This window comes from Curtobacterium sp. 24E2, from assembly GCF_016925595.1.
In the GTDB taxonomy this organism is placed as follows: Bacteria; Actinomycetota; Actinomycetes; order Actinomycetales; family Microbacteriaceae; genus Curtobacterium.
In genome coordinates, this window is record NZ_CP068987.1 from 869,454 (window position 1) to 891,043 (window position 21,590).

Consider the following 21,590-nt stretch of genomic DNA (forward strand, 5'->3'; position numbering starts at 1 on the left):
CGCATGGGGTCCGCCCGTGGCGAAATTCCGTCCCCCGTCCATCGCTCGGGCGGGGGACGTTTCCACTCGTCCGGCCGCCGATCCGCCGCCGACTGTTACGTTCACCGGGACGAAAGGGCCTGGGGATGAGCTCGAGCAAGTACCTGCCGCCGTTCACGGCCGAGGAGCGCGTCGCGATCAACGGGGACCGTGCAGCACGGACGCCCGTCGATCCGGGGGTCGTCGTGACGGACACCGAAGCGACCTACGCGGACTTCCTCGCCGACGAGACCGACGAGTAGCCGCCGGGGCGGGGAGAAGACGGCCCGTGCACCGGATCAGGGAGCGCACGGGCCGCCGTCGAAGCACCGTGACCGACCCTTCAGGGATGGCCGGCCACGGCGCGCTCGAACCAGGCGCGCGGAGGCGCACCTGGTAGGCACGTACTGAAGACGAGACGAACGCCCGATTCGTCACACGAGAACCCGAGATCCGCGAAGAGGAGCTGCTCCTGTCCAGCGACGAAGCCCTCGCGGCGTTGTCCGACGCGTCGCTCGTCGAGCGCAGCGCCGACGGCGACACGGCCGCGTTCGGGGTGCTGATCCGTCGGTACGGACCGCACATGCGGGCCTACGCGGCGCGGATCCTCGGGTACGGCGACGGCGAGGCCGACGACGCCGTCCAAGAGGCCGCACTGCAGGCCTGGCAGCGCATCGACCGGGTCGAGGACCCGGAGCGGGTGCGCAACTGGCTCTTCCGGATCGCGGCCAACAAGGCCCTCGACCGGCTCCGCAGGCGACACCCGCACGCCGACCTCGAAGCGATGCTCGAGGCCCCGGACGAACGACCCGTCGACGAGGTGGTCGCCACCCGGATGCAGGTGCGGGAACTCGCGCGTATCGTGCAGGCACTCCCGGATGCACAGCGCGCCGTCTGGGTGATGCGCGAGGTGGGTGGGGCGCCCTACGCCGAGATCGCCGAGGCGACCGGGCTGCCCGCGCCGACCGTCCGCGGGTTGCTCGCACGTGCGCGGCGACACGTGCTCGAACAGATGGAGGGGTGGCGATGACCGACGACGTCGACGACCGTCACGGTGCCTTCACGCTGGACGAACTCTCCGACTACCTCGACGCCGACCGGATCCCGGTGCGGGCGGACATCGAGGGTGATCCCGAAGCGGTCGCCGCTCTCGAGCGGCTGCAGGCCCTGCGGGTGGCCTCACGGGACCTGCTCGACACCGAGGCATCGGCGGACGGCGACGAGCGCTGGATCAGCTCGGTGCTCGCGTCCATCCGGACCACCGCCCACGCCGGACGGGACATCCCCGTCCCCGACGACGATCCCGCCGCGCACCTGGTCGTGACCGAGGGGCTCTGCGCGGACTCGTCCGCACCCTCGGTGACGACGTGCCCGGTGTCGTGGTCCGACGGACCCGGTTCAGTGGTGACGTCTCCACCCCCGGAGGTGCCGTGGACGTCGACGTCACCATCGTGGCCACGCTCGAAGCGTCCGTGTCGGACCGTGCCGAGGCGCTCCGGGCGCACATCACATCGGTGCTCGGCGCGCACGCACCGTTCCGGATCCGCAGTGTCGTCGTCCGCGTCGCCGACGTCGTGGTCGGGGGGACGCCGTGACCGCGGACGTCCGGGTGCTCTCCCGCGAACTCACCGCGGCCGTCCTCGCGGTGCCGGGCGTCCGGTCGGTCCTGCCGCCCGGACCCGGCCTCGCCACGCTCGTCCGGGACGTCCGCTCCGTGCTCGAGATCCCGCGGGACGGCGGGGCCGTGCTCGTGCAGGACCGCCCGGACGGGGCGCGGATCCGCGTGGTCGTCACGACCGACCGGTCCGTGTCGACGACCACGGTCATCCGGGCCGTGCGTGATGCCGTCGTGACCGCAGCGCGCCACTTCCTCGGGGCAGCGCCCTCCGACGTCACGGTCCGCGTCGTCGAGATCGACTGACGCCGCGACCGGAGCATGCGCCGACGAACCCGCCGGCGGGGAAGAGGTCAGGCGGCCGGCGCCGGTCCGTCCGACGGCTCGGCGTCGTCCGCGACGGGGAGGCCCTCGTCGACGAGCTCGTCCTCGCCGGGCTCGGACACCTCGGCCGCCGCGGCCTTGGCCTCGTCGATGGACTCCTGCGAGCGGCGGAGGAGGTCGTCGTCGTGTGCAGTCTGGTCACTCATGCTGCAGGACGCTACGCGGGCGTGCCTGTGTCGGCGTCCCGGCGTCCGGCCGGACGACGCGATCCCAGGCGCGTCCGCCCCGCGGGGAGGCCGTGGGGTGGGGTGGCTCGAAGTCGACCGCCGAGGTCGGAGCCGGCGACGAGGGCATCGCCGGCGCCGCCGGTGCGCCGTACGCGTCGGCCGCGTCGAGCACGGCGCGCGTCGCCGCCGCAGCTGTCCGCAGGGCGTCGCCGATCGGCATCGCCCGGTGACCGGGCGTCCGGACCTCGACGCCCCACGGCTCGTCGAAGCCGAGCTCCCGGACGGTGCGTACGAGCCCTGGCAGGTCCCACGCGCCCGCGCCGGGCAGGTACCGTGCCTCGCGGGATTCCTCGGACAGGGTCATGCCGGCCGGGGTGTGCAGGAGCCCGTCGCTCAGTTCGACCGCCGCGAGCGTCGCGGGCGCGACCGCCTGGCGGATCGACGCCAACGTGGACCCGCCCCGCAGGGTGTGCATCGCGTCGAGCAGCAGCCCGCCGTTCGGGTGCCCCGCCGCCGCGACGAACCGCGAGGCCCGTTCGATCGTCGGCAGGTTCGACCACGGCTCGGGTTCGAGGACGAGTTGCGCACCGACGGCCGCGGCCTGGTCGGCCAGCACGGTCCAGTCGTCGGCCATGGTGATCGGTGATGCGCCGGGCAACGTCGTGTCGGCACGAGCGATCACCTGCCAGGCGCGGAGCGCGGCGGCGGCCTCGAGGACCACCCCGCGGTCGGCGGCGTCGTCGTCGGTCCGGCTCGTGCACGTCCACCAGCGGTCGAGCGGCCCCAACTGGACCCAGACGATCCCCGCACCGTCGAGCATGCGGCGGAGTTCGGCGAAGCCCGTCGTCGCACGCACCTCGTGCAGGTCGTCGAGTGACAACGAGAGTCCGGCGAACCCAGCGGCACCGACCGAGTGGACCCGTTCGCGGATGGGCTCGTGGCCCGCCCACGTCCACGACGTCGCCAGCAGATCGTGTTCCATCACGGCCGTACCTCCGTCATCCCGGAGCAGCCGCGGACGCCCGTCGCGATGGTCCTGCCCCGTGTGTGCGACGCCGCGATCCCCACCTGGCGTCGCACCAGGGATACCCCGCGTGTCTGCGAGCGTTCCCAGCGGCTCGTCACACCGCGGAAACGCCGGTCAGATGATTCGGGTGCGCACCGTGCCGATGCCGGCGATCGCCCCGACGGCGAGCTGCCCGCGTTCCAGGGGCCCGACCCCTCGGGCGTCCCCGTCATGAGCAGGTCCCCGGGGGCGAGCGCCACCGAACGCGACAGCGCCGCGATGGTCTCCGCCACCGACCAGATCTGCGCCGCCAGGTCACCGACCTGCCTGCGTTCGCCGTCGACGACGAGCTCGATCACACCGGCCGTCGGGTCGATGCCCTGCGCCGGAGCGATCGCGCCGATCGGTGCCGAGGCGTCGAACCCCTTCGCCGTGTCCCAGGGCCGACCGAGGCGCTTGGCCTCGGCCTGGAGGTCGCGTCGGGTGAGGTCGATGCCCACCGCGTAGCCCCAGACGTGGGTGAGCGCGTCGTCGGCGCTGATGTCCGCGCCGCCGGTGCCGATCGCGACGACCAGTTCGACCTCGTGCTCGAGCTGCGCCGTCTGCGGCGGGTACGGGGTGTCCGCGTCGTCGACGACGACGGCGTCCGCGGGTTTGGTGAAGAAGAACGGCGGCTCGCGGTCCGGGTCGTGACCCATCTCGCGTGCGTGCGCCGCGTAGTTCCGTCCGACGCAGAAGACGCGTCGGACGGGGAAGCGCGCGCCCGTGGTCGTGGGGACGGTCGGGAGGCTCGGGGCCGGGATGACGAGGTCGGTCACGGTCTCAGCGTGGCAGGCTCGCAGGGCCTCGGTTCAGCTCTCACCGAAGGACGCCTCGTACTTGAGCTTCCGCGCGCGGGCGCGCTCCTGCCGTTCGCGCCACTCGAGCCGCATCTGCGCGAGCTGTTCTTCGGCGCCCTTGGCGCGCATGAGCGGACCGTAGTGGGGGCTCGCGAGGAGCCGTGGTGTCGTCATCTCGCGGTTGTCGAGCCATCGTTTGAACTCTTCATCAGTCAGTCTCGAGATCATCCGTGACCAGTCCTTCCTGTTGTGTCCGGGCTTCCGCTCGTGCTGCCTCGAAGTCGGCGAGCGCTGTGGACGTCCATGTGTCGTCATCAGTCGTCCAGCTCCGGGTCACCAGTGCCGCGGACATCACGGCCGCTGCCGCGCGCCTGTCCTCGTCATCCGAGGTCGCGCGGTCGGCGACCCATGACCAACGCTGCCACCAGAGGTCGCGGTGCCCCAAGAACTCGGTATTTCGCCGCCCGGCCCGCCCGTTGACCACCGACACGACCAACGCGCCGACGGCCACGAGGGCACCGACCACCGACACGACCGCACTCGTCACCGCGACATCCACGCGGACCACCCTGACGCCACAGGACCGGCCACGCGGCGGGCGCGACCGGTCCTGTGGACGGTGATCCGGGCCTCCCGGCCTGTGCAGGAGGGATCAGGCGGACGGGTCCTGCGGCCACCCCGAGAACTCCCAGCCGTCGACCGACGGGTGGTCCGCGCCCCGCGAGTAGGCGTACTCGCGGGCGGCGTCCCGTGCAGCGGACAGCCGGTCGAGCAACTCGGCATGTGCGCCGGCATCGACCCGCGTGAGCGCGTCGTGGGCCAGGGAGAACCGGTCCATCTCACTGAGCATGAGCATGTCGAACGGCGAGGTCGTCGTGCCCCGCTCCAGGAACCCGTGCACGTGCAGGTCGTCGTGACCATTGCGGCGGTACGTCAACTGGTGCACCAGCGACGGGTAGCCGTGGAACGCGAACACCGTGGGCGTCCCGGGCAGGAAGAGCGCGTCGTACTGCTCATCGGGGATGGCGTGCTCGTGCTTCCGGTGGTCCCCGAGCGACAGCAGGTCGACGACGTTGACCACCCGGACACCCACGTCGGGCGCGTGCTTCCTGATGATGTCCGCCGCGGCGAGGGTCTCGACCGTGGGGACGTCTCCGGCGCTGGCGAGGAGGACGTCGACGCGTCCGACGGTCTGTTCGGTGCCGGCCCAGTCCCAGACGCCCAGCCCGGCGTCGGCGTGCGCGACGGCGTCCGCGAGCGAGAGGAAGACCGGTTCGGGGTGCTTCCCGGCGACGATCACCTCGATGCGGTCGGTGGTCTCGAACGCGTGTGCGGCGACGGCCAGCAGGGTGTTCGCGTCGGCGGGCAGCTTGATCCGGACCAGGTCCTGCTGCTTGGACGCGACGACGTCGAGGAACCCGGGGTCCTGGTGGGAGAACCCGTTGTGGTCCTGCCGCCAGACGTGCGACGACAGCAGGATCGACAGGTTCGACACGGGCGCACGCCAGTCGATGTCGGTCGAGGACTCGAGCCACTTGGCGTACTGCCCGACCATCGAGTCGATGATGTGGGCGAACGCCTCGTAGGTGTTCAGGAGCCCGTGCCGGCCGGAGAGGACGTAGCCCTCGAGCATGCCCTCCAGCAGGTGCTCCGACAGCACCTCGGTCACGCGTCCACGGGCAGCGAGGTGCTCGTCGCCGACCGCGCGTTGTGCCCGCCACACGCGCGAGGTGACGTCGAACACGGCGTCGAGCTTGTTCGAGATCGTCTCGTCGGGGCCGAAGAGCCGGAACGTCGACGGGTTCTTCGTGATCAGCGCTGCGAGCCACGGGCCGAGCGTGCCGGTGGCCGAGGCCGTCGAGCCGGCGGGGACCCCGTACGCGTCGAGCGCTGGTCGGTCGAGGGCGGTCCGGATGCGCCCGCCGTTCGCGTGGGGCGTGGCGCTCATCCGGTCGTCGCCGGTCGGACGGATCGTCGTCGTGATCCCGACGGGGTTCCCGTCCGCGTCGAAGAGCTCCTCGGGTCGGTAGGACCGCATCCACTCCTCGAGCTGGGCGCGGTGTGCGGAGTTCTCGCGGACCTCGGACAGCGGCACCTGGTGGGCACGGAACGTCCCCTCGATCTGCTGGCCGTCGACCTCCTTCGGCCCGGTCCACCCCTTCGGACTGCGGAGGATGATCATCGGCCAGCGCGGGCGCAGGTCGGCGGCGCCTGCGGGTTGCCCGGCAGCCGCACGTTCGGCCTGCGCCCGCGCTGCCGCCTGGATGTCGTCGATCGACGCGAGCGCTCGACGCAGGGCGCCGTCGAACAGGGCGTGCACGGCGTACGGGTCGTCGTCGACCCGCTTCGAGTCCACCACGATCGGCTCGTAGCCGAGACCCCGGAAGTAGGCGGTCAGATCCTCACCGGGGATGCGGGCGAGGACGGTGGGGTTCGCGATCTTCCACCCGTTGAGGTTGAGGATCGGCAGCACGGCGCCGTCGGACACCGGGTCGAGGAAGGTGTGCGCCTGCCACGACCCCGCGAGCGGTCCGGTCTCCGCTTCACCGTCACCGACGACGCACGCGACCACCAGGTCGGGGTTGTCCAGGGCCGCTCCGTACGCGTGGGCGAGGGAGTAGCCGAGTTCGCCGCCCTCGTTGATGGAGCCGGGTGTCTCCGGTGCGGCGTGCGACGGGATCCCGCCGGGGAACGAGAACTGCCGGAAGAAGCGCTGCAGGTCGTCGTCCGGGTACAGCTCGCCCCACGTGCCGTCGAGCCAGGCGTTCGCGTTCATCGCCGGGCCGCCGTGGCCCGGGCCGCAGACGTACAGGAACTCGCGTCCGGTCTCGGCGATCAGCGCGTTGCAGTGCGCGTACACGAGGTTGAGGGCAGGCGAGGTGCCCCAGTGACCGAGCAGCCGGGGCTTGATGTCGTCGGGTTCGATCGGCCGCCCCAACAGGGGGTTGTCGAGCAGGTAGATCTGTCCGACCGTCAGGTAGTTGGCGGCACGCCACCAGGCGTCGACCGCCCGGAGTCGGTCGGTGGTGGAGAGCTGTGCAGGAGCCATGCCCCCACGGTACGAAACGCCGAGCCCGTGAACCTCAGGAAACCCGTCCCAAACCGATCGCGGGGGTGCACCGAATGAGTTGCACAGGGCAAAAGCCCAGGGCGCTCTCCGGTCAGACATGGCCGTTGTTCAGCGTACGCACAGGAGCATACGTCGGCCGTCGGCCGGGGTGCCCACACAGCAAAGGACAGATCACCATGCGCAAGAGCCTGAAGACCTCCATCACCCTCGCCACGACCGGCGCCCTCGTGCTCGGCGGTGCCGCGTTCGGCATCTCCTCCGCCCAGGCCGCCACCCCGACCATCCACACGGTCTCCTCGTCGTCGTCGAAGATCCCCGCACCCGTCGCCTCCGTCCCCGAGGTCCTCGGTGGCTCCACCGCCGTGAAGCTCGACTCCGGCTTCACCGACGCCCTCACCGCCCTCAAGCTCACCCCCGGCGTCTCCGGCGACGCAACCCTCGCAGACGGCTCCGTGTCGTTCCCGATCACCGCCGGGTCGGTCACGTACTGGTCGCCGGACGGCAACTACAAGCCCTACGTGCAGGGCCTGCTCAACCACGACGACTCCGGCCTCACGCTGAAGGCCGGCGACACCACCGTCACGCTCGAGAACTTCGTCGTGAACCCGGGCTCCTCCAAGCTCTACGGTGACGTCCTGGTCAACGGCAAGGTCGCCGCGTCCAACGCGTACCTGTTCGAGCTCTGGGGCGGTTCCCTCAAGCCCCTCCAGCTCGAGGGCGACAACGCCATCCTGACCGGCACCACCGTCCACGTCTCCGAAGACGCCGCCGGCCTGCTGAACAAGACCTTCGGCACCGACGCCGTCAAGCGCGGCCTCCTCGTCGGCACCGCCACCATCACCGCACAGATCAAGTAACACCCCGCACCACCGCACCACCGCACCACAAGAGAAGGGCCGCCCCGGACAACCGGGACGGCCCTTCTGCGCGTTCAGTGACGCCGGCGCCACCACCGGCGGCGACGGTCGTCAGACGCGGCCGTCAGCGCGGCCGCAGCCGCCGCGGCGGACGCGAGTCGGGCCTCCCGGCGGGCATGCCACGCGACCAACTCGCCGTCGACGTCCCGCAGCGGCGTCACGACCGGCGGCCCACCGAGCAGCTGGCGTCGGGCTTCCTTCACCCGGGCGTTGAAGTCCACCAGGACATCGCGCACGTCGGCCTCTGTCGACAGTGCGTCGAGGGCATCGTCGAGTTCCGCGTCCTCGGTCCGGAGTGCGAGGGCGGGCGGAGCGATGCCGCGGATGTCCTCACGTTCGATCTTGGAGCGGATCCACCAGTCCGGGTCGTGCTGCCCGTCGTTCCCGGGCAGGGGCTTGCCGTGGTACGGATTGCCCTCGAAGACGCCGCGGCGCTCGGCCTCCTCGATCTGCGCCCGAGCGTGCGCGGCGACGTCGGCCGCCTGCAGCAGTCGACGTTCCTCGCGCACTTCGTCCGGGTCGAGCGACCCCCGCTCGATCTCGCTGTCGACCAGCTGCTGGTAGCGGTAGCGAGCGGCCCTGCGGAGCCGGTCCATCCGTGCATCGACGTCGTTCATGACCCCTCCATGATCACTCCGAGCGGTCGTCCTCGCCAGTCAGTTCCTCGATGGTCAGCGCCGCCTGGATGAGCGCCAGGTGCGACAGCCCCTGAGGGAGGTTGCCCATGAAGGAGCCGTCCTCGCTGATCATCTCGCTGAACAGCCCGACGTCGTTCGCCTGGCCGACCATCTCGTCCATCAGGGACCGTGCGTCGTCGATCCGGCCCGTGCAGGCCATCGCAGCAGCGAGCCAGAACGAGCACGCGACGAAGGGTGACTCCTCGTCCTCGATGCCCGAGTAGCGGTACACCAGCGGTCCGCGCTGCAGGTGCTCCTCGATCGCCCGGATGGTCGACGCCATGCGCGGGCCGCGGTCGAAGGAGCTCATCGCGTGCAGCAGGATCGACGTGTCGAGCGCATCCGAGCCCGGGTACATCACGTAGTGACCGCGTTCCTCGTCCCAGCCGTGCTCGGCGACCCACTGCTCGATGAGCTCGCGGTTCTCGATCCACTTCTCGCGCGGCCCGTCGATCATGCCGGCGTCGTGGAGGTCCACCGCGGCGTCGAGTGCCTGCCAGCAGCCGATCTTGCTCGTGACGTAGTGCTGGGTGTCCTCGAGCTCCCACATGCCCGAGTCCGCCTCCTCCCATCGGTGGCAGGCGTCGTCGGCGAGTTGCTGCAGGACGGCCGCGGTCTTCCGGTCCAGGACGTTGCCGGCGTTCACGTACTGACGCAGGATCTCGAAGACGTCGCCCCAGACCCCGAGCTGCAGCTGGTCGCCGGCGCGGTTGCCGACCGTGACCGGGCCGATGCCGTTCCAGCCGGGGACGTCGCGCTCCTCGACGGCGTCGCTCTTCGTGCCGTCGAGCTCGTAGAAGATCGGCATGTCCTCGTCGTGCTCGGCGATGGTGCGCATCACCCACGAGACCGCCGCGTGCGTCTCCTCGCGCAGGCCGAACCGGGTCAGGGCGTGCACGGTGTACGACAGGTCGCGCACCCAGGCGAACCGGTAGTCCCAGTTCTTGCCGCCGGTCCGGTCCTCGGGCAGGCTCGTGGTCGGCGCTGCTGCGATCGCTCCGGTCGGCGAGAAGATGAGCAGCTTCAGGGCGAGGGCGCTGCGCTGCACCGCTTCGGCCCAGGGGCCGTCGTAGGAGAACTCCTCCGACCAGGTCGCCCAGTTGTCGATCGTGCGGTCCATCGCGGCGAGCGCGCTCTCCGGCCGCGGCATGAAGATCGGCTCGTCGTGCGTGCCGACGATGGTCAGGATGTGCTTCGATCCGTCGCCGGTCGTGAACCGGCCGGAGAAGCGTGGGCGGTCGTCGTCCACCGGGTCGAACCCCTGCTCGACGATCGCGATCGTGATGCCGTCGATGCCGATGACGGCGCCGTTCGCGGTGTCGAGGCGCTTCGGTTCAGCGGTGTTCAGCAGGGTGCCGGGTACCACCGCCCACTCGAACTCCACCGAGCCGCTGACCCCCTGGACGCAGCGCGCGACCTCGGCCCACGGCAGGCGGCCGGCGACGCCGGTGACCATCGCGTCCGTCACGGTCGCCCGCCCGGACGGTGTCGTCCACGTCGTGACGAGCACGTTGGTGCCGGGCAGGTACTCGCGGGTGACCTCGGCCGACCGGTCCACCGGCCGGAGCGCCACGTGGCCGCCGTGTTCGCCGTCGAGGATCTGCGCGAACACGGGCGGTGAGTCCATCGAGGGGATCGGCAGCCAGTCGATCTGCCCGTCGCGGGCGATGAGCGCGACGGTCCGGCCGTCGCCGATCGCTCCGTAGGTGCGGAGCGGGGCGTACCCGTCGGTGCGTGCGTGGGTGTCGACCGCGTCGAGGGTGTCTTCGGTGCGCTCCGTCATGCACCCAGACTGCCCTGGCCCGAGGCACGACCATCAGGCGGACGTACCCCGCTGTGGAGGGCACGGAACGGGCCCACAGCTGTGCACCACCCGCGACACGCCCGGGTGAGTTGCGCACCCCGGGCGTGTCGCACTACTGTCGCTCTCCTGCCCATCGGCAGGACGCCAGCGGCATCAACGCCGTCGGCAGGAACGCCCGCGGCACCAACGCCGTCGGCAGGAACGCCCGCCCCGGGCACACCGGAAGGACCGCGCATGCGCGCCGTGCAGCACAACGAGGAACGCGTCGAGCTCCAGCTCGACGCGACCGCCGTGCTGCCCGAACCGCAGCAGCAGTGGTCCCTCCGCTACCCCGCGTAGGCACGGCACGTCCCACGACGCCCCGTGCCCACCCGGCCCGGGGCGTTCGTCGTCCTGCTCATCCTCGCCACGTCGTGCTCGACGTCGCCTGGAGCGCAGGCCGGACACCGTCCCGGACCGTCATCGAAGACCGTCCAGACGACCGTCCAGACGACCGTCCTGAAAGCGAGACGAAGCAATGAAGAAGATCAACGACCGGCTGCTGAGTTGGGCCTCGATGCTCGAGGACAACACCGAGCAGCAGGCCCGCACGACCGCACGCATGCCGTTCGTGTTCCCGCACCTGGCCCTGATGCCGGACGCTCACCTCGGCCTCGGCGCCACCGTCGGTTCCGTCATCCCGACCCTCGGGGCGGTCATGCCGGCCGCCGTCGGCGTGGACATCGGCTGCGGCATGATCGCGGTCCGGACCCAGTTCACCGAGGCCGACCTGCCCGACGACCTGCAGGAGCTGCGCGAGCAGATCGAGCGCGCGATCCCGCTGTCGGCGGGCGCGTCGAACCGCAAGATCGTCGCCACCGCCGAGCCGCGGATCGCCGAGCTCGAGGCGATGGCCGACGCCGCCGGGTTCGACCCCGCGCAGGCGCACGGCGGCTGGCGCAACCAGCTCGGCACGCTCGGCTCCGGGAACCACTTCATCGAGGTGTCCCTCGACGAGGACGACCGGGTCTGGCTCTTCCTGCACTCCGGATCGCGGGGCGTCGGCAACAAGATCGCGCAGCGGCACATCACGGTCGCCAAGCGGCTGATGGAGCGCTGGTGGATCCAGCTGGCGGACCCCGACCTGGCCTACCTGGTCGAGGGAACGCCCGAGTTCGACCGGTACATCGCCGAGCTGCGGTGGGCACAGCACTTCGCCCTGCTCAACCGCGAGGAGATGATGGACCGCGTCGTGCGGCAGCTGTCCGAGGTCGTCGGGACCCCCGTCGACGAGCAGGAGCGGATCAACTGCCACCACAACTTCACGCAGCGCGAGACGCACTGGGGGAAGTCCGTGTGGGTGTCCCGCAAGGGAGCGATCCAGGCGACGGCCGGACAGGCCGGGCTGATCCCCGGGTCGATGGGCACGGCGTCGTACGTCGTCGAGGGCCTCGGCAACAAGCCGTCGCTCGAGTCGTCGCCGCACGGTGCCGGCCGGCTGTTCTCGCGGAGCGCCGCACGGCGGACCTTCACCCACGACCAGCTGCGCGAGGCGATGGTCGGCATCGAGTACCGCGACACCGACGCGTTCCTCGACGAGATCCCGGGCGCGTACAAGCCGATCGACCAGGTCATGGCGGATGCGTCGGACCTCGTGTCGATCCGGCACACGCTGCGGCAGGTCGTCAACGTGAAGGGGGACTGACGTGACGGTCGCGACCCTGCCCGACGTCCTGCGCGCCGTCGAGTCCGCGTGGGTGGCGCGGCCCGAGCGTGACGTCTCGTGGCCGGCCCCGCATCCGGACCGCGATCCGCTGGACGAGGAGTACTCCCGCGTCACCGACCCCGAGCGGTACCTCGTGATCGGTGCGCGCGTGGCCGTCTGGATCGAGGTGCTCGTCGACCTCGGCCTGGCCGAGCGGACCACGCGGCCCGACGGCGTCCTCCGGCTCGTCCCGGCCGTCGACGGCGCGCTGCCGCTCGACGTCGACGTCAGGTCGATGGACGGTCTCCCGGGCACCGCCGTCGACCTCTCCGTCGGCGACCCGGCTGCTGTGGTCGGATCACAGCCGAACTGCGGGTGCGATGCGTGCGACGACGGCTCCGAGACCCTGCTCGAGGCGGTCGACGAGATGTTCGTCGGGATCCTCGGTGGCGGCTTCGTCCTCATCGACTCGAAGCACTCGTGGATCGTCGCGACGGCGGACGGCTGGAGTGCCACGGGCAACACCGGGGACGTCGCTGCGGCGGTCGCCGCAGCGCGGCGCGGCGAGCGCCGTCGGGGGCGGCGCACCCTGGTCGGCGCGGCCTGGTGGGTGCGCTGACGACGGTGCAGACGGGAGGCGCGGATCGGACCCGCCCCGCGCCTCCCGTCTGGTGCCGGGCAGCGTCCACAGCCCGGCGCGGCCCGGACAGACCGGCCCGCGTCGGGCACGCTTGACCGGATGAGCGACACAGCAGAGCACGCAGCACGGGAGACCGGACGACAGGTCCGACGAGCGGCGGACAGCCGCTGGTTCGAGCTGACCGCTCGCGCCGGCTTCGTCGGCAGCGGCATCGTCCACCTGCTGATCGGGTACCTCGCGATCCTGCTCGGCATCGGCAACGCGTCCTCCGGCGGTGAGACCGACCAGTCCGGAGCACTGCAGCAGATCGCCGCCGTTCCGGGCGGGGTCTTCCTGCTCTGGCTGATCGCGATCGGCACGGCAGCACTCACCGTGCGGCTGATCGTCGAGGCCGTGGTCGGCGGCCGGTCGGACAGCACGCGCGGGTGGCTCGCCCGGGCGAAGGACGTCGCGAAGGCCGTTGTCTACGGCATCATCGCGTACTCGTCGGCGTCGTACGCCCTCGGTGCCGGGTCGAGTTCCAGCAGCTCGTCGCAGAGTGCCGCGGCGAAGACCCTCGCGACGCCCGGCGGGGTGTTCGTGCTGCTCCTCGCCGGCGCGATCGCGGTCGCCGTCGGCATCGGGCTCGTGGTGATCGGATGCCGGCGGACGTTCCGCAAGCAGATCACGCGACCGTCGGGCCAGCTCGACCGGGTCGTCACCGTGCTCGGGGTCGTCGGGTACGTCGGCAAGGGCATCGCCGTGGTCATCGTCGGTGTGCTCATCGGTGTGGCCGGACTGCGGAGCGACCCCGACCAGGCGACGGGCCTCGACGCGGCGTTCGACGCCGTGCGATCGATGCCCGGTGGCGTGTTCGTCCTGGTGGCGATCGGCATCGGGTTCCTGGCCTTCGGCGTCTACAGCTTCTTCCGCGCGCGGTACGCCCGCCTCTGACGTGCCGGGCGAGCTCGGTCCGGCTGAGGGAGCACGGAGCCGGCGCCGGTAGACCGGTCCGATGAGCACCAGCGTGACGACCGGACCCGCGACCGTCTTCTCCGACGCCCGGGCGGTCCTCGCCGAGAGCATCGTGTGGGACCCGTCGGCGCAGCTGCTCCGGTGGTCCGACATCACCCTCGGCACCCTCGTCACCGCGCGGGCCGACGGCACCGTCGTGTCGACCGTCCCGCTCCCGCCGCCGCTCGCGAGTTTCCAGCCGCGGGCCTCCGGTGGGTTCGTCGCGGCCCTCGGCGACACCGTCGTCGTGACCGACGAGCACGGGGTGGTCGAGCGTGAACTCACCCGCGTCGAGCACGCCACCGCCGGCCTCCGGTTCAACGAGGGCAAGTGCGACCCGTTCGGCCGGTTCCTGGTCGGCAGCATGAACCTGACGACGGGCGAGCCGGACGGCGCGCTCTACTCGGTCGAGGCCGACGGCACGACGCGGCTGCTCCGTGGCGGCTTCGGCGTGACGAACGGCTTCGAGTGGTCGGACGACGGCACCGTGATGTACGTCACCGACACGAGCGCGTCGACGATCTACCGCGGTTCCTACGGTCCCGACGGCGAACTCGGCGAGCTCGAACCGTTCGTCGTCGGTCACGCCCACGACGGTCTGGTCCGCGACGACGAGGGCTGCTCCTGGAGCGCGATCTACGGCGGCGGCCGGGTGGAGCGGTACGGCCCGGACGGATCGCACCTCGAGACCGTGGAGCTGCCGACCCCGAACGTGACGTCGGTGGCCTTCGGCGGCCCCGGCATGTCGACGCTGTTCGTCGCCTCGGCGCGGGAGAACCTCACCGAGGAACAGCTCGAGCAGCACCCGTCCTCGGGGGCGATCCTGGCCGTGCCGACGCTGGTGCACGGGTTCCCCGCGAACACCTTCAGCGGCTGACCGGGCGGGAGCGCACGCAGCGTCGGGGTCCGCAGGTATCGTGGGCGCTCGCCCGACCCGAGGAGAGCCACGTGAACGACGAGCGCACGGCAGCGACCCCGGACCCGGGAGGCGAACTCGCGAAGGCGGAGGACGCCGACGTCACCGTCGAGGTGGACCGGGTCGCGGTGGACGGTACCTACGTCCGCGTGAGTTCGATCGGGGAGCCGGGGAGCGGGCGTTCCTGCTCGTCGCCGGCCTCGGCATCGCGGCCACCTACTACGAGCGGCTCGCCCCGCACCTCAACGAGAACGGCCCGGTGCACGCCCTCGACCTGCCCGGCTTCGCGGGCGTCCCCCGGTTCCGCGGGAAGGTCTCGATCGAGCGCTACGCCGATGCCGTCGAGCAGGTCATCGACGACCTCGGCCTGGTCGACCCGGTCCTGGTCGGCCACTCGATGGGCACCCAGGTCGTGACCGAGGTCGCGGCGCGTCACCCGGAGATCTCGGACCTCGTGCTCATCAGCCCGGTCGTCGACTCGCACGCGCGCACGGTCCGCCAGTCCGCGTTCCGGTTCCTCCGTTCGACGCTGCACGAGCCCTCGGCGGTCCGCTGGCACGGCATCACGGCGTACGCGCTGTGCGGCTGGCACTGGTTCTCGAAGGTGCTGCCCCGGATGATCGCGTTCCCGATCGAGGAGCGCGCGGCCCACGTGCAGGCGCGCACGCTCATCGTCCGCGGCGAGCACGACGCGATGGTCCCGCGGGACTGGATCCGCCGGCTCGCGCGGGTGTTCCCCTACGCGGTGCTGCGCGAGGTCGTCGACGGCGCCCACTCCGTGATGCACGCCCAGGCCGACGCGGTCGCGCAGCTGGCGGTCGCGCACGTCGACCACCGGCTGCCGGACCGCGGGGTGGGTTCGCTGCAGCGGGTGCGCGACGACTCGACGGCGTCCGACCTGTCGCGCCTGAGCCCGAGCGAGGCGTGGATGCTCGTGAAGTCGCGCTTCGTCGAACTGGTCGGCATGGCGAAGAACGACGACGAGACCCTCGAGGCGGCGAAGTCCGCCCACGCGGTCGCGATGGCCGACGGCGACGACCTGCCGGTCGACCCCGCCGACCGCAAAGCGGTCGTCGACGCGGTCGCACCCGAGGCCGACCCGAACCGCTGACACCGGGCACTGCACGCGACGCACAGGAGGCCCGGTGCCGGTTCCGAGAACCGGCACCGGGCCTCCTGTCGGTCGCGTCCAGGGCGACCAGCGCGCCGGTCAGGCCGTGATGCGGCCCGTCAGCATGTCGGGCGTCAGCGCGTGCGCCTCGGCGAGGACCTTGCGGGCCTCGTCGGTCTTGTCCCACACGTTCCAGAGCAGAACGCCGCGCACGAGGTCGTCGTCGTCCAGGTAGTAGACGACACCGGTGACGGTCGGGTCCTGCCAGTCCTCGACGGGGCGGAGCTTCGTGGAGACCTGCCCCACCGCTTCGTACCCCATGTCGAAGACGTCGGAGTAGAACATCGGCGTGTGGTCGTAGGTCTCGTCGGCGTCGGCGAGGTTCCGGCCGGCCTGGCGACCCTGCTGCTGCGCGTTGTCGACGTGCTCGACCCGGCGGGTCCCGAGGATCCGGTCCGGGTACTCGGCGACGTCGCCGGCCGCGAAGACCGAGTCGTCGTCGGTGAGCAGCGTCGACGAGACGACGATGCCGTCGCGCACGGTCAGGCCGGCGTCGGCGGCGAGCTGGGTGGCGGGCTCGATGCCGAGTCCGGCGACCACGGCGTCCGCCTCGAGCACGGAGTCGTCGTCGAGCGTGAGCGTGACCCCGTCGGCCGTCTGCGTGCCGGACTCGACCCGGCGGCCGAGTCGGAGGTCCACGCCGGCGTCGACGAAACGCTGCTGGAAGGCACGGGCGAGGTCGTCCGGGAACATCCGTCCGCCCACGACCTCGTCCGGGTCGACCAGGGTGACGCGGGCGCCGTTCTGCACGACCCCGGCGGTGATCTCCTGGCCGATGTAGCCGCCACCGACGACGACCACGTGCGCCCCGGCGTCGGCGAGCCTCGCGGAGCTTCCGGTAGTCGTCGGCGCTGCGGTAGTCGAGCACGCGGTCCGAGGGCTCCAGACCGGGCAACCCGCGGGGCTTGCCGCCGGTCGCGATGAGCAGCCGCTCGTAGCCGTGGGTCTGGCCGTCGGCCGTGGTCACGGTCTTCGCGGCACGGTCGATCCCCGTCACCGCGGTCCCGAGGACGAACGACGCCCCGGTCTCCTCAGTGTGCAGGTCGACCTTCTCGTCCCAGCTGAAGTCCGGGTCGGTCCACAGCTTCTTCGACAGGGCCGGGCGGGCGTAGGGCCGGTCGACGTCCTCGCTGAGGATGCCGATCGTGCCGTCGGCGTCGAGCTCGCGGACACCGCGGGCGGCGGCGTCGGCGACCATCCCGCCGCCGATGATGAGGTATCGGTAGTCGGTCACGGTGCCTCCTGGCGTCAGATCGTGGCGACCGAGCCGGAGTCGACCCGGTAGTTGGAGCCGTTGACGAAGCTCGCCAGGTCGGAGCAGAGGAACGCGATGACGTTCGCGACCTCTTCCGGCTCACCGCGGCGCTTCAGCTCCATGTAGGGACGTTCCTCGTCGAGGAAGCTCGTGATCGCGTCGTCGAAGCTCTGGTTCGTCTCCTTGGCGCGCTTGTTCATCATCGCGTCCGTCATGGGCGTGTGGATGAACGCGGGGCTGACGGTGTTCACGAGCACGCCCTCCTGCGCGTAGGTGCGCGACAGGCCCTTCGCGAACGACAGGACCCCGGCCTTCGCGGCGCAGTAGGGCAGTTCGTCGTCGTAGGGCTGCGAGGCGTCCTCGGACACGAGGTACACGATCCGGCCCCAACCGCCCTGCCGCAGGTCGCCGATGAACTCGCGCGTGATGCGGACAGGGCCCATCAGGTCGACGTCGATGGTGTCGGCCCAGCCCTGCTCGTCGATCTCGTGGAACAGCCCTTGCGCGCCGGTGACGCCCGAGGACTGCACCAGGATGTCGATCGCACCGACGGCGTCCCGCACCTTGCCGTGCAGGTCCGCCAGGCTCGCCGCGCTCGTGACGTCGGCGGCGAACGCGTGCAGTCTGCCGAGCGGCGCCTCGAGTTGATCGGCGCTGTTGTCGAGCTGCGCCTGGTCGAGGTCACTCACGACCACGGTCGCACCCTCTGCCAGGAGGATGCGAGCCGTGTTCCAGCCGATGCCGGAGTCGGCACCGAAGACGAGAGCGGTCTTGCCCTGGATGCCGAGGTCCACGGGGCCCGCTAGGCGTGCGCCGAGGCGTCTGCGACGGCAGGCGTCGTGGCGGAGGCCAGCGGCGTGCTCGGTGCGCGGTTCTCGGCCGAGACCATCCACGCGAGCTGCTCGAGGCGCTCGATGAAGCCGTGGAGCAGGTCCGCGGTCGTCGGATCCTCTTCGTCGACCTCGTCGTGCACGTCGCGCATGGTGCCGGTCGCCTGGTAGAGGCGGAGCGTCACCTGGTCGATGGCGTCGTGCGTCGTGATCTCGCCGTCGGGGAACTGGTCGAGGTGGCTCGACGCGGCGACCGTGCTCGAGCGTCCGTCCGGCACGGCGTACAGGGCGCGCATGCGCTCCGCCGTGTCGTCGGCGAACTCGCGTGCGGCGTCGACGATCTCGTCGAGCTGCAGGTGCAGGTCGCGGAAGTTCGTGCCGAGGATGTTCCAGTGGGCCTGCTTGCCCTGGAGGTGCAGGTCGATGAGGTCCACGAGGACCGCCTGGAGGTTCTTGGCCATCTTGTCCGAAGCGTGCATGGTGGTGGCTCCTTTCGCGTCGGTGACCCTTCCGGTCTACGCGGTGCGGCCGAGACCACTCTCAGTGCGCACGGAACTGCACTGTCCCCGGGGCGTGCTCACGGCGGTCAGTGCGCCGGTGCCGGGTCGACCTGGTCGACGGCGCCGCGCATCTGCTCGAGGAACGACGCGACGATGCGGGCCTCGGACGCAGGCAGTCCCTCGGCGATCGACATCATCCTGCGGTGCATGATGCCGAGGGTCGCGCGGACCTCGTCGTCGGTCTCGGTCGTCGGGGTGATCACGAGCGCTCGACGGTCGGTGGGGTGCGGGTCGCGGCGAACGTGGTTCGACTTCACCAGGCGGTCGATCAGGATCGTGGTCGAGGCCGACGAGATCTTCAGGTAGGCGGCGAGGTCCTTGGGGCTGACGCTGCGGCCCGAGCGCTGCGACTGCAGCAGGAATCGCACGGCGAGCAGGTCGGTCTCGCCCATGCCCATCGAGTCGCGGGTGCGGCGGCGCATCGCGGTCTCGGCGGCCCGGTAGCGACGCAGGGCGTTGAGCACGGCGACCCCGCGCTGGGTCGCGTCGTCGTCGGGGAACCAGTACCCGGACGCCTCGGTGATCTCCTGCGTTGCCATTGCCACAGGCTAGTCCGTCTCGTATGGAGGCCGTCTAGCGAATTCCTGTGGGTGTGCCTGTTCCGTTCGCGCGTGCAGGACGGGAGGCCCGTGGCGGGGTCGCCACGGGCCTCCCGTCCGTCCTGTGGTGCGGTCGACCGCACCCGGTCGCTCTACGCGGCGGCCTGCTCGGTCGATGCGTCGGCGAGCGCGTTCAGCGCTCCCTGGACGAGCGAGGTGACCTCGGCGTCCTCGCGCGGGTGGGTCTCCGCGAAGCGGACGACCGACTGCGGGATCGCGACCTTGACGTCCTCGAGCACCTTTGCGCCGGCGATGCCGGCGACCTTGCGGGCGTCGTCGTGGGCCCACACGCCGCCGTACTGCCCGAACGCGGAACCGATGGCGGCGAGCGGCTTGCCGGACAGCGGCGAGGCGCCGAACGGACGCGATGCCCAGTCGAGGGCGTTCTTCAGCACGGCCGGGATCGTGCCGTTGTACTCGGGGGTGACGAGCAGGACGGCGTCCGCGGCGGCGATCGCGTCGCGGAAGGCGACGGCTGCGGCCGGCGGGGTGTCGCCGTCGATGTCCTCGTTGTAGAACGGCAGGTCGACGATGCCGTCGAACGTGGTGACCTCGATGCCCTCCGGCGCGTGGTGTGCCGCGGCCTCGGCGAGCTTGCGGTTGATGGAGTCGGCGCGGAGGCTGCCGACGAGTGCGAGGACGTTCGTCATGGTGATCCTTCTGGTTCGAGACGTTGTTCTGGGACGGAAAGGTGTCTGCGACAACCAATCCGAGCGTACGGCGTGCTATTCCCAGACTGCTGGGTACGGTGGCGACGTGAGCACGCTTCGGACGCCGGCCAGCACGCCCCGCACGACGAACCGGGACTGGTGGCGCGACGCCGTCGTCTACCAGGTCTACCCACGCAGCTTCGCGGATTCGAACGCCGACGGCCTGGGCGACGTCGCGGGCATCACCAGCCGCGTGCCCTACCTGGCGGCGCTCGGCGTCGACGCCCTCTGGCTCTCGCCGTTCTTCCCGTCACCCCTCGCCGACGGCGGGTACGACGTGGCCGACTACCGGGCGGTCGATCCGCGACTCGGCTCGCTCGAGGACCTGGACGCCCTGCTCCGGTCCGCGCACGAGCACGACCTGCGGGTGATCGTGGACATCGTGCCGAACCACACCTCGGACGAGCACGAGTGGTTCCGCGCGGCGCTCGCGTCCGCGCCGGGGTCGCCGGAACGGGCGCGGTACGTGTTCCGCGACGGAAGCGGTCCCGCCGGGGAACTCCCGCCGAGTGACTGGGTGTCGAACTTCGGGGGAAGCGCCTGGACCAGGGTGCCGGACGGTCAGTGGTACCTGCACCTCTTCGCGCCCGAGCAGCCCGACCTGGACTGGTCGAACCCGTCCGTCCGTGCGGATTTCGAGGACACGCTGCGCTTCTGGTCGGACCGCGGGGTCGACGGGTTCCGGGTCGACGTCGCACACGGCCTGGCGAAGGACCTGTCGACGCCGTACCGCGCATCGAACGAGCACGCGCTGCCGCTCGACGGCTCCGACCCGCTGTACGACCGCGACGAGGTGCACGAGATCTTCGCGTCCTGGCGCACCGTGCTCGACGAGTACGACCCGCCCCGGGCCGCCGTCGCCGAGGCCTGGGCGCCGGCACCGCGACGCGTCCTGTACGCCCGGCCCACCGAACTCGGGCAGGCGTTCAACTTCGACCTGCTCGAGGCACCGTTCGAGGCCGCTGCGTTCCGGAGCATCATCGAGCGGAACCTGGCGGCGTCCGAGCAGTCCGGCGCGTCGAGTACCTGGGTGCTGTCGAACCACGACGTGGTGCGACACACCAGCCGGTACGGCCTGCCGGACGACACCGACACCGACGCGTGGCTCCTGACGGACGGCACGACGCCCGAGCTCGACCGGGAGCGGGGCCTGCGCCGAGCCCGCGCCGCGACCCTGCTGATGCTCGCGCTGCCCGGGTCGTCGTACGTCTACCAGGGCGAGGAACTCGGCCTGCACGAAGCCGCCGCGATCCCGCGCGACCAGCTGCAGGACCCGAAGTGGCTGCGCTCCGGACACACCGTCAAGGGCCGGGACGGGTGCCGTGTGCCGATCCCGTGGACGACCTCCGGGCCGTCGTTCGGCTTCGGCGACGTCGCACCACTGCTGCCGCAGCCCGCCGACTTCGGGGCGTCGTCGGTGCAGGCCGAGGACGGCGACCCCGCATCGACGCTGTCCCTGTACCGGGCAGCGCTCGACGCCCGTCGCCGGTTGCAGCAGGGGAGGAGCTCACCTGGCTGGACGCCCCCGACGGCGTGGTCGCCTTCGCCCGGCACGACGGGTGGCGGTCGGTCACGAACTTCGGGACGACACCCGTGCCGTTGCCGTCGGGGGACGTCGTGGTCGCGTCCGGGCCGCTCGGCGACGCGGCAGGCGTGCTGCCGGGCGTCCTCCCGGGCGAGACGACGGTCTGGTTGGCCTGAGCGGACCAGCTCCGTCCGTTCTTCCTCCACAGCC

At 71.3% G+C, this 21,590-nt stretch carries 23 protein-coding genes and 2 pseudogenes; 11 read left to right on the forward strand and 14 right to left on the reverse strand.

Features of this window, described 5'->3' with window-relative positions:
- Positions 1-125 precede the first annotated feature (125 nt).
- The 4 genes from JN350_RS04435 to JN350_RS04450 all read left to right on the forward strand — a co-directional run bounded on the left by JN350_RS04435 (position 126) and on the right by JN350_RS04450 (position 1,939).
- Entirely contained in the window at positions 126-281 is a 156-nt protein-coding gene (locus JN350_RS04435; RefSeq protein WP_205463676.1) for a hypothetical protein, read from the forward strand.
- A gap of 236 nt (positions 282-517) precedes the next feature.
- Positions 518-1,048 carry a sigma-70 family RNA polymerase sigma factor gene (locus tag JN350_RS04440; RefSeq protein ID WP_240347548.1) on the forward strand — a complete coding sequence of 177 codons (531 nt, stop codon included), beginning with the start codon at positions 518-520 and terminating at the stop codon, positions 1,046-1,048.
- 400 nt (positions 1,049-1,448) lie between these two features.
- The gene (locus JN350_RS04445) at positions 1,449-1,613 is read left to right on the forward strand and encodes a hypothetical protein (RefSeq protein WP_205463677.1); all 165 of its coding nucleotides are present in this window, start codon (positions 1,449-1,451) and stop codon (positions 1,611-1,613) included.
- Positions 1,610-1,939 (forward strand): hypothetical protein, encoded by a 330-nt coding sequence (locus tag JN350_RS04450; RefSeq protein WP_205463678.1) that lies wholly within the window; start codon positions 1,610-1,612, stop codon positions 1,937-1,939. Before JN350_RS04445 ends, JN350_RS04450 begins: the two co-directional genes overlap by 4 nt.
- Positions 1,940-1,986: 47 nt before the next feature.
- On the opposite strand, the gene JN350_RS04455 is transcribed toward JN350_RS04450, so the two are convergent.
- The 6 genes from JN350_RS04455 to JN350_RS04480 form a co-directional block, all read right to left on the reverse strand.
- On the reverse strand, positions 1,987-2,163 hold the full coding sequence (locus tag JN350_RS04455; RefSeq protein ID WP_205463679.1) for a hypothetical protein: 177 nt from the start codon (positions 2,161-2,163) through the stop codon (positions 1,987-1,989).
- The gene (locus tag JN350_RS04460) at positions 2,156-3,166 is read right to left on the reverse strand and encodes a sugar phosphate isomerase/epimerase family protein (RefSeq protein WP_205463680.1); all 1,011 of its coding nucleotides are present in this window, start codon (positions 3,164-3,166) and stop codon (positions 2,156-2,158) included. Before JN350_RS04460 ends, JN350_RS04455 begins: the two co-directional genes overlap by 8 nt.
- The gene (locus JN350_RS04465) at positions 3,166-4,008 is read right to left on the reverse strand and encodes a fumarylacetoacetate hydrolase family protein (RefSeq protein WP_205463681.1); all 843 of its coding nucleotides are present in this window, start codon (positions 4,006-4,008) and stop codon (positions 3,166-3,168) included. The genes JN350_RS04460 and JN350_RS04465 overlap by 1 nt, the downstream gene beginning before the upstream one ends.
- A 33-nt stretch (positions 4,009-4,041) precedes the next feature.
- Positions 4,042-4,257 (reverse strand): hypothetical protein, encoded by a 216-nt coding sequence (locus tag JN350_RS04470; RefSeq protein WP_205463682.1) that lies wholly within the window; start codon positions 4,255-4,257, stop codon positions 4,042-4,044.
- The gene (locus JN350_RS04475; protein WP_205463683.1) at positions 4,238-4,588 is read right to left on the reverse strand and encodes a hypothetical protein; all 351 of its coding nucleotides are present in this window, start codon (positions 4,586-4,588) and stop codon (positions 4,238-4,240) included. The genes JN350_RS04470 and JN350_RS04475 overlap by 20 nt, the downstream gene beginning before the upstream one ends.
- A gap of 93 nt (positions 4,589-4,681) precedes the next feature.
- Positions 4,682-7,078: a phosphoketolase family protein gene (locus JN350_RS04480; RefSeq protein WP_205463684.1), complete on the reverse strand. Its 2,397-nt coding sequence runs from the start codon at positions 7,076-7,078 to the stop codon at positions 4,682-4,684.
- A gap of 197 nt (positions 7,079-7,275) precedes the next feature.
- Here JN350_RS04480 and JN350_RS04485 point away from each other — a divergent pair, with 197 nt between their 5' ends.
- Complete coding sequence (locus JN350_RS04485; protein ID WP_205462047.1) at positions 7,276-7,956, forward strand: hypothetical protein; 681 nt, start codon at positions 7,276-7,278, stop codon at positions 7,954-7,956.
- A gap of 74 nt (positions 7,957-8,030) precedes the next feature.
- Here JN350_RS04485 and JN350_RS04490 read toward each other — a convergent pair whose 3' ends face one another.
- Positions 8,031-8,633 (reverse strand): DnaJ family domain-containing protein, encoded by a 603-nt coding sequence (locus tag JN350_RS04490; protein WP_205463685.1) that lies wholly within the window; start codon positions 8,631-8,633, stop codon positions 8,031-8,033.
- 13 nt (positions 8,634-8,646) lie between these two features.
- Positions 8,647-10,476: a glycoside hydrolase family 15 protein gene (locus tag JN350_RS04495; protein ID WP_205463686.1), complete on the reverse strand. Its 1,830-nt coding sequence runs from the start codon at positions 10,474-10,476 to the stop codon at positions 8,647-8,649.
- A gap of 538 nt (positions 10,477-11,014) precedes the next feature.
- Here JN350_RS04495 and JN350_RS04500 point away from each other — a divergent pair.
- The 5 genes from JN350_RS04500 to JN350_RS04520 all read left to right on the forward strand — a co-directional run bounded on the left by JN350_RS04500 (position 11,015) and on the right by JN350_RS04520 (position 15,841).
- Entirely contained in the window at positions 11,015-12,181 is a 1,167-nt protein-coding gene (locus JN350_RS04500) for an RtcB family protein (protein ID WP_205463687.1), read from the forward strand.
- A gap of 1 nt (position 12,182) precedes the next feature.
- The gene (locus tag JN350_RS04505) at positions 12,183-12,800 is read left to right on the forward strand and encodes a DUF6226 family protein (RefSeq protein WP_205463688.1); all 618 of its coding nucleotides are present in this window, start codon (positions 12,183-12,185) and stop codon (positions 12,798-12,800) included.
- 120 nt (positions 12,801-12,920) lie between these two features.
- Positions 12,921-13,754 (forward strand): DUF1206 domain-containing protein, encoded by an 834-nt coding sequence (locus tag JN350_RS04510; protein ID WP_205463689.1) that lies wholly within the window; start codon positions 12,921-12,923, stop codon positions 13,752-13,754.
- 61 nt (positions 13,755-13,815) lie between these two features.
- Positions 13,816-14,691 carry an SMP-30/gluconolactonase/LRE family protein gene (locus JN350_RS04515; protein WP_205463690.1) on the forward strand — a complete coding sequence of 292 codons (876 nt, stop codon included), beginning with the start codon at positions 13,816-13,818 and terminating at the stop codon, positions 14,689-14,691.
- A gap of 40 nt (positions 14,692-14,731) precedes the next feature.
- Positions 14,732-15,841, forward strand: coding sequence for an alpha/beta fold hydrolase (locus JN350_RS04520; protein ID WP_205463691.1), 1,110 nt, complete (start codon positions 14,732-14,734; stop codon positions 15,839-15,841).
- Positions 15,842-15,940: 99 nt separating this feature from the next.
- Here JN350_RS04520 and JN350_RS19015 read toward each other — a convergent pair whose 3' ends face one another.
- From JN350_RS19015 to JN350_RS04545, 6 genes and pseudogenes are all read right to left on the reverse strand, one after another.
- Positions 15,941-16,702: an FAD-dependent oxidoreductase gene (locus JN350_RS19015; RefSeq protein ID WP_240347549.1), complete on the reverse strand. Its 762-nt coding sequence runs from the start codon at positions 16,700-16,702 to the stop codon at positions 15,941-15,943.
- Between the two features lie 82 nt (positions 16,703-16,784).
- Positions 16,785-17,099, reverse strand: a pseudogene (locus tag JN350_RS19020) (FAD-dependent oxidoreductase); the annotation flags it as partial.
- A gap of 50 nt (positions 17,100-17,149) precedes the next feature.
- Positions 17,150-17,950, reverse strand: a complete 801-nt coding sequence (locus JN350_RS04530; protein ID WP_132099411.1) for an SDR family NAD(P)-dependent oxidoreductase — start codon at positions 17,948-17,950, stop codon at positions 17,150-17,152.
- A gap of 8 nt (positions 17,951-17,958) precedes the next feature.
- Entirely contained in the window at positions 17,959-18,465 is a 507-nt protein-coding gene (locus JN350_RS04535) for a Dps family protein (RefSeq protein WP_111086918.1), read from the reverse strand.
- A gap of 107 nt (positions 18,466-18,572) precedes the next feature.
- Positions 18,573-19,085, reverse strand: a complete 513-nt coding sequence (locus tag JN350_RS04540; protein ID WP_111086917.1) for a MarR family winged helix-turn-helix transcriptional regulator — start codon at positions 19,083-19,085, stop codon at positions 18,573-18,575.
- A 152-nt stretch (positions 19,086-19,237) separates the two neighbouring features.
- Positions 19,238-19,795 (reverse strand): NADPH-dependent FMN reductase, encoded by a 558-nt coding sequence (locus tag JN350_RS04545; protein ID WP_111086916.1) that lies wholly within the window; start codon positions 19,793-19,795, stop codon positions 19,238-19,240.
- A gap of 106 nt (positions 19,796-19,901) precedes the next feature.
- On the opposite strand from JN350_RS04545, the pseudogene JN350_RS04550 reads away from it, so the two are divergent.
- Positions 19,902-21,556 (forward strand): annotated as a pseudogene (locus JN350_RS04550) (glycoside hydrolase family 13 protein).
- The last annotated feature ends 34 nt before the right edge of the window (positions 21,557-21,590 follow it).